General features: G+C 70.0%; 6 protein-coding genes and 1 pseudogene. 5 read left to right on the top strand and 2 right to left on the bottom strand.

The genetic code is table 11. The features are described from left to right. The 4 genes from O3Q52_RS45980 to O3Q52_RS45965 form a co-directional block, all read left to right on the top strand. Positions 1–770: alpha/beta fold hydrolase (locus O3Q52_RS45980; protein WP_269654438.1), on the top strand; the 770-nt coding region annotated here is incomplete at its 5' end. A gap of 74 nt (positions 771–844) precedes the next feature. Continuing rightward, positions 845–1,327 (top strand): MarR family winged helix-turn-helix transcriptional regulator, encoded by a 483-nt coding sequence (locus tag O3Q52_RS45975; protein ID WP_269654437.1) that lies wholly within the window; start codon positions 845–847, stop codon positions 1,325–1,327. Between the two features lie 78 nt (positions 1,328–1,405). Beyond that, positions 1,406–2,176 carry an aspartate/glutamate racemase family protein gene (locus O3Q52_RS45970; RefSeq protein ID WP_269654436.1) on the top strand — a complete coding sequence of 257 codons (771 nt, stop codon included), beginning with the start codon at positions 1,406–1,408 and terminating at the stop codon, positions 2,174–2,176. Positions 2,177–2,179: 3 nt separating this feature from the next. After that, the gene (locus tag O3Q52_RS45965; protein WP_269654435.1) at positions 2,180–3,337 is read left to right on the top strand and encodes an XdhC/CoxI family protein; all 1,158 of its coding nucleotides are present in this window, start codon (positions 2,180–2,182) and stop codon (positions 3,335–3,337) included. Here O3Q52_RS45965 and O3Q52_RS45960 read toward each other — a convergent pair. Beyond that, positions 3,330–3,926 (bottom strand): carbohydrate ABC transporter permease, encoded by a 597-nt coding sequence (locus O3Q52_RS45960; RefSeq protein WP_269654434.1) that lies wholly within the window; start codon positions 3,924–3,926, stop codon positions 3,330–3,332. The genes O3Q52_RS45965 and O3Q52_RS45960 overlap by 8 nt on opposite strands. A 298-nt stretch (positions 3,927–4,224) precedes the next feature. Continuing rightward, positions 4,225–4,577, bottom strand: a pseudogene (locus O3Q52_RS45955) (transposase); the annotation flags it as partial. Positions 4,578–4,855: 278 nt separating this feature from the next. On the opposite strand from O3Q52_RS45955, the gene O3Q52_RS45950 reads away from it, so the two are divergent. Next, the coding region (locus O3Q52_RS45950) for an MMPL family transporter (RefSeq protein WP_269654433.1) at positions 4,856–6,983 on the top strand (2,128 nt) is incomplete at its 3' end.

Raw genomic sequence — 6,983 nt, 5'->3', positions numbered from 1 at the left:
GCTCCGGCGGCACACGCCTGCACGTCCTGGACTACGGGGGCGACGGCGTCCCGCTGGTCGTGCTGCCCGGCATCACCAGTCCGGCTGTGACGATGGACTTCGTGGCTCGTGAACTGACGTCTCTGGTCCGGCCGTTGGTCGTCGACGTCCGTGGGCGCGGGCTGTCCGACGGCGGTGGCTCGTACGGTCCTGAGGAGTACGCCGAGGACACCGAGGCCGTCGTCGCGGGCCTCGGCCTCCACCGGCCGGTCCTCTTCGGGCACTCCATGGGCGCTCGGATCGCGGCCGTGACCGCCGTGCGGGCCAAGGTGGGGCTGCGGGGCACCGTGCTGGGCGATCCGCCGATGAGCGGGCCCGGACGCGGGCCCTATCCCACCGCCCTGGACGCCTTCCTCGACCAGCTCGCGCAGGCGCGGCGCGGTACCGACGCGGACGAGGTGGCCCGGTCCTGGCCGCGCTGGCCGCGCCGTGAGCAGGAGTTGCGGGCCCGCTGGCTGGCGAGTTGTGACACGGAGGCGGTCACTGCCACGCACCGCGGCTTCGAGAGCGAGGACTTCTTCGGCTGGTGGCCCTCCGTTCCCGGGCCCGCGGCACTGTTGTACGGCGCGGACAGCCCTGTCGTCACCGCGGAGGGTGCGGCGGAGGCGGCGCGGCTGCTGCCGTCGGCCGTACTGACCGAGATCCCGGACGCCGGCCACATGCTGTTCTGGGACAACCCGACCGCCGCGCTCACGGCCCTGCGCCAGGTACTGCGCCCGATGCTGGCGTGACGCCGGTGCGCGGGTTCCCGGAGACCGCAGGTCCGGCTAACGACTCGATCAAGTGCCGTGCTTAAGTGGGCTCCATGGGTGACGAAACCTCAACCCCGACGTCCACGCCTCCCGGACCTCCGCCCGCGCTCACCGCCGCGCCCGGCTACCAGGTCCGCCGCCTCTACCAGGCGTATCTGGCGGCCTGGATCCGTGCCGTCGACCCGACGCTCACGGGCCCGCAGTTCGCGGTGCTCCAGGCCGTCGAAGCGGCGCCGGGGAGCGACCAGCGATCCATGGCGTCCGCGGTCTCCCTGGACACGTCGACGATGGCGGACGTCGCCCGGCGACTGGAGAACCGGGGCCTGATCGTGCGCAGGACGGCCGCCGACGACGGTCGCCGCAAGCTGCTCCATCTCACGGAGGAGGGCGAGCAGACCCTCCAGGGCGCGAACCACCGCGCGCGCCAGCTCGACGAACGCCTTCTCGGACCGTTCGGCCCCGAGCGGCGCGAAGAAGTCATGCATCTGCTCACGTCCCTCGCCGACCACTGGGAGGGACTGGCCGAGGACTCGTAACCCGCCGCCGCGGACAGCGGTTCCCCGGTCGCCGACCACCGTACGCATCCCACGTACGCAGGACACCCGGAGGACCCTGTGACCGACCACCGCATCGGCATGATCGTGCCCAGCTCGAACCTGACCATGGAGACGGAGCTGCCGCGCATGATGCGGCAGCGCGAGTCCGTGGTTCCGGAGGACCGGTTCGTCTTCCACAGCAGCCGCATGCGGATGCGGCACGTCACGCCCGAGCAGCTGCGAGCCATGAACGCGCAGACCGGGCGTGCGGCGCTGGAGCTGGCCGACGCCCGGCCCGACGTGGTCGCCACGGCCTGTCTCGTGGCGATCATGGCGCAGGGGCCGGGATACCACTGCACGGCCGAGGACGAGATCACCGGTGTGCTGCGCGCCGAGGGTTCCCAGGCCCCCGTGGTGTCGAGCGCCGGCGCCCTGCTCGACGGCATCAAGGCCCTGGGCGCCGGGCGTGTCGCGATCGTCACGCCGTACCTGAAGCCGCTGACCCAGCTGGTCGCGGACTACATCGAGGACGCGGGTGTCGAGGTCGTGGACGCGCTGAGCCTGGAAGTGCCGGACAACCTGGCCGTCGCCCGCCTCGACCCGGCCGACCTGCGCGAGCACTGGCGGCGGCTGGATCTGTCACGGGCCGACGCGCTCGTCCTGTCCGCCTGTGTCCAGATGCCTTCCCTGCCGTCGATCCAGCCGGTGGAGGACGCGGCGGGGCTGCCGGTGCTCTCGGCGGCCACCGCCACGGCGTACAGCATCCTCGTCGAACTCGGTCTGCCCACGGTCGTTCCCGGCGCGGGCAGCCTGCTCGGCGGCCAGGTCCCCGGCCCGGCGGGCGTCTGAGCGGTGCGGGACATCCTCGAAACCATCGACGCCTGGTGTACGGCGGGCACCCGCTTCGCCGTGGCGAGCGTGGTGCGCACCTGGTCCTCCGCGCCGAAGCAGCCCGGCGCCGCGATGGCGGTGTCCGAGCACGGCGAGGTGGCGGGCAGTGTGTCGGGCGGTTGCGTCGAGAGCGCGGTGTACGAGATGGCACGGCAGACCCTCGACACGGGCGAACCGGCAGGCGAGACGTTCGCCGTCGACGACGATGACGCGTTCGCGGTGGGCCTGCCCTGCGGAGGTTCGCTGGAGGTCGCCGTACGGCCCGTGGGTGAGGAGCAGTTCGCCCAGTGGTCGGCCCTTGCCGAGGCGGTGCGCCGGGGCCACAGAGTGGCAGCGGTGACAGTGCTGTCCGGTCCAGCTCCGGCAGGGGCTCGCCTGCTCGTCCTGGACGACGGTCGGGTCATGGGCACGGTCGGCGGGCGGGAGCGGGATGCTGAAGCAGCGGCGCTCCTGTCCCTCCGCGCCCGGGGAGACAGGTCGTCGGGTTCTCACCACGATGCCGGGTCCGACTGGGCCGCGGTGCGTCGTCTCACGGACGGAACGTGTGTCTTCGTCGAGTCGTTCGCGGCACCCCCGCGCATGTTGATCTTCGGTGCGATCGACTTCGCCGGAGCCCTGGCACGGCTCGGCGCGTTCCTCGGCCACCGGGTGACGGTGTGCGACGCACGCCCCGTGTTCGCCACGCCCGCCCGCTTCCCGGACGCGCACGAGGTCGTCGTCGACTGGCCGCACCGCTGGCTGGCCAGGACGGACGTCGACGAACGCACCGCCATCTGTGTGCTCACACACGACCCGAAGTTCGACGTCCCCTTGCTGGAGGTGGCGCTGCGCACCGACGCCGCATACGTGGGGGCGATGGGCAGCCGGCGCACCCACCGGGACCGGATGCGCCGCCTGCGCGAGGCGGGCGTGCCCGAGGCGGCTCTCACCCGGCTGCGCTCCCCCGTCGGTCTGGACCTGGGCGGCCGGAGCGCACAGGAGACGGCCGTGTCCATCGTGGCGGAGATCATCGCCCTGCGCTCGGGAGGCACGGGGCGCGCGCTCAGCACGACGACCGCGCCGATCCACCGTGTCGATCCCCGTGGCGCAGGACCGTACGAACTCCTCGCTCCTACTTGACCGCCCCGGCCAGCCCGTTGATGAAGAACCGCTGCAGTGCGACGAAGATCAGGACGATGGGCAGCAGGGTGATGACCGATTCCGCGCACACCAGGGTCCAGGCGGTGGAGTTCTGGCCGATGAAGTTGAACATGCCCACCGACAGTGTGTGCAGTTCGGGGCGGGAGAGGGTGAAGACCAGCGGGATGAAGAAGCTGTTCCAGGCGGTGATGCAGGCGAACAGGCCGACGGTCGCCAGCATCGGCCCGGACAGCGGCAGCATGATCCGCGAGAAGATCTGGTGGAAGCCGGCCCCGTCCACGCGGGCCGCGTCCTCAAGACCCCGGTCGATCGTCGTGAAGTAACCCATGAAGAGGAAGGTGCCGAAGACCATCCCGCCCGCCGACTGGACGATGATCACCGACCAGAGGGTGTTGAGGAGATGGAGCCGCTGGATCGGGTCGAAGACCGGGATGATCGTGTAGCCGTGCGGCAGGAAGAGCGTGACTACGACCAGGCCCAGCCAGATCTTCTTGCCGGGGAAGTCGGTGCGGGCCAGGACGTAGCCCGCCATCGAGGTGGCGAGGAGCGTCACGACGACCGTTCCCATGGCGAACAGGACCGTGTTGACGAAGAAGCGGCTGAAGTCCGCCTGCGTCCAGGCCTCGCTGTAGTTGGACCAGTGGAACTCGGACGGGATCGGGTTCAGTCCGCCGGAGAAGAAGCCGTCGGTGCTCTTGAGCGAGCTGCCCAGCGCCCACAGGAACGGGTAGAGCCAGATGAGCCCGCCGCCGAGCAGTGCGAGATGGAGCAGCCCGCGCCGGCCCTGACGCAGGCTCAGCCACGTCCGCGAGCGGGCGTGGACGCGTGGACAGTGTGGTCATCGACAGAATCCCTTCACTGACTGCGGGAGCGGGGCGCTCCCCCGACCGGCGCAGATCCGCGGCGAGGTGCCGGCCAGGCGTAGCTGGGTGTACGCGGCGATCATGAGCCAGGTCCACCGGTCCGCAGCGCGGGGGTCGCGGAGCCTCGGCACGGTCCAGCCGAGGGTCTGCTTGAAAAACCGGAACGTGTGTTCAAGGTCGAAGCGGCGCAAGAACGTCTGCCACAACCGGTCTACAGGCAAGGATGACGCGCCCACGCGTGAAGACCACAACCACAACGGTTTCGGGTCACTATCGCTCGGCAGGTGGTCCACGACGAGGCGGATCAAAGTGCCTTCCAACACCGGCAGATCACCGTCGTGGTCCAGCCACGATGTCACGCCGTGGATACAAGACCGGGCGCCCGCCGGCACCTGCCCGAGTGCCTCTGACCGGGATGTACGGCGCGGTGATCTCCCACTCGGTGTCCGAGGCGTCCGACGGATAGCGGCGCGGACGATTCACCGCGACGCACCCACCCACAAGACATCGATGATCAACATCACCATCTACAACGGACGCCGGTTACTTCACAGGCTCTAACGGTCGTCTCAGGTTCGCTCGTTAGGAAGTAGGCATCAGACAAGCGATGCAACCCGTATGTAGGAGGCTAGTGATGGCAGTCAACGCAGCGCCGTCCGGGGAAGCGCCGGCCGGTCGGTTGGCAGGCCTGTGGGTGCCCTGGTTGGTGATTGGCTTGTGGCTGGTGCTGGCGGCGGGCATGGTGCCGCTGAGCGGAAAGTTGAGCTCGGTGACCACCGACAGCGCCGTAGACACCCTGCCGGCCAGTGCCGAGTCCACCAAGGTGGCGGTGCTGGACGACAGTCTCCCCGGCGGTGACAACAACACGTTCGTCTTCGTGTACCACCGCGCCGGCGGCATGACCGACGCCGACCGCGCGACGGTCGAGCGCCACTACAACACCCTTGCCAAGCGGTACCCGCCGAAGGCGACGGCGGCCGACGAAGACGACGAGGGCTCACCGACGAGCCCCTCCACCGACCGCAAGGCGATGATGTTCACCCTCGAGGTGAGCACGACCTACGGCGCACCGGAGGACATCGTCGGCCCGTTGCGTGACGCCGCGAAGGACCGCCCCTCCGGCCTGGAACTCGACGTGACCGGCTCGGGCGCGATCGACGGCGACATGGATGCCGTCTTCGACGGCATCGACGTGCAGGTCCTCCTCACCACCATCGTCGTCGTCACGCTCCTGCTCATCCTCACCTACCGCAGCCCGGTGTTGTGGATCATCCCGCTGGTGGCCGTTGGCGCGGCCGCACTGACCTCGATGGGGACCGTCTACCTGCTCGTCAAGGGCTTCGGCATCGTGGTCAACGACCAGAACTCGGCGCTGCTGACGATCCTGGTATTCGGCGTCGGCACGGACTACGCGCTGTTGCTCATCGCTCGATATCGGGAGGCACTGCACCACCATGAGAACGTCCGGGTCGCGATGGTCCACGCGCTACGCGGCGCGGCGCCGGCCATCGTCGCGTCCGCGGCCACCGTGGTCGCCGGCCTGCTCTGCCTGCTCGTCGCGGACCTGAACAGCACCAGCGGGTTGGGCCCGATCGGTGCGGCCGGCATCCTGTGCGCGCTGGTGGCCATGCTGACGCTGTTCCCGGCGGTGCTCGTGGTGCTCGGCAGGCGGATCTTCTGGCCGGCCATCCCGCGGTTCAGCACGGCCGTGGAGGAGAAGCCGGGGCTGTGGGGACGGCTCGGCACCGCCATCAGCCGCCGCCGGTGGGTGGCGACGCTCGGCTCGCTCGGAGTCCTCGGCGTGCTCGCCCTCGGGCTGGCGGGCAACACCGGCGCCCTGCGGGAGCAGGACCAGTTCCTGTCCGCGCCGGAGTCGGTCAGCGGCTTCACCGTTCTCCGCCAGCACTTCCCGGAGCTCGGCGGCCAGCCGATGACGATCTTCACGCGGCCGGCGCACCAGGAGCGGGTGCTCGACATCGTCAAGGACACTCGCGGTGTGGCCCTGGCCATCCCGGAGCAGACCAGCGGTGGCTGGGCCAACATCTCCGTGTTCCCGAAGGACGCGCCGGACACCGTCGCAGAGTACGACACGATCAAGCGGGTGCGCACCGCCGTGCACGCGGTGAGCGGGGCGGAGGCGATCGTCGGCGGGCCGAGTGCGGAGAACCTCGACACCGAGGTGACCACCAAGCGCGACGAGAAGCTGGTGATCCCGCTGGTGCTCGCCGTCGTCCTGATCGTCCTCGGGCTGCTGCTGCGCGCGATCCTGGCCCCGCTGGTCCTGATGGCCACCGTGATCGTCTCATTCGCCGCAGCCTTCGGCGGCAGCGTGTTCGTCTTCGACACGATCCTCGGGTTCAAGGGCATCGACTATTCGGTGCCGCTGCTGGCATTCCTGTTCCTGGTGGCGCTCGGCGTCGACTACAACATCTTCCTGGCCAGCCGGGCCCGGGAGGAGACCGTGCGCCTCGGCACCAGAGAGGGCATGCTCAAAGCCCTCTCCGCCACCGGTGGCGTCATCACCTCGGCAGGCCTGGTCCTGGCCGCCACGTTCGCGGTCCTTGCCACACTTCCGCTGGTGATGCTGATCGAGGTCGGGTTCCTGGTCGCCTTCGGCGTGCTGCTCGACGCCCTGCTGGTGCGGTCGGTCCTGGTGCCCGCCCTCACCCTGCGGGCCCCGGAGTCGCCCCGGCCGGCGTGCGGGGCGCCCGTGGGGGACGTCGGTGATTCGGTGACTACTTGTTGGGCGTGCAGGCGGCGAG

The sequence above is a fragment of the Streptomyces sp. ActVer genome, assembly GCF_027270795.1.
In the GTDB taxonomy this organism is placed as follows: Bacteria; Actinomycetota; Actinomycetes; order Streptomycetales; family Streptomycetaceae; genus Streptomyces; species Streptomyces umbrinus_A.
This window is presented reverse-complemented; position numbering and strand designations above follow the sequence as displayed.

Coding starts and splice junctions, on each gene's coding strand:
- O3Q52_RS45975 (WP_269654437.1), top strand. CDS start 845: ATGGGTGACGAAACCTCAACCCCGACGTCCACGCCTCCCGGACCTCCG.
- O3Q52_RS45960 (WP_269654434.1), bottom strand. CDS start 3,926: ATGGGAACGGTCGTCGTGACGCTCCTCGCCACCTCGATGGCGGGCTAC.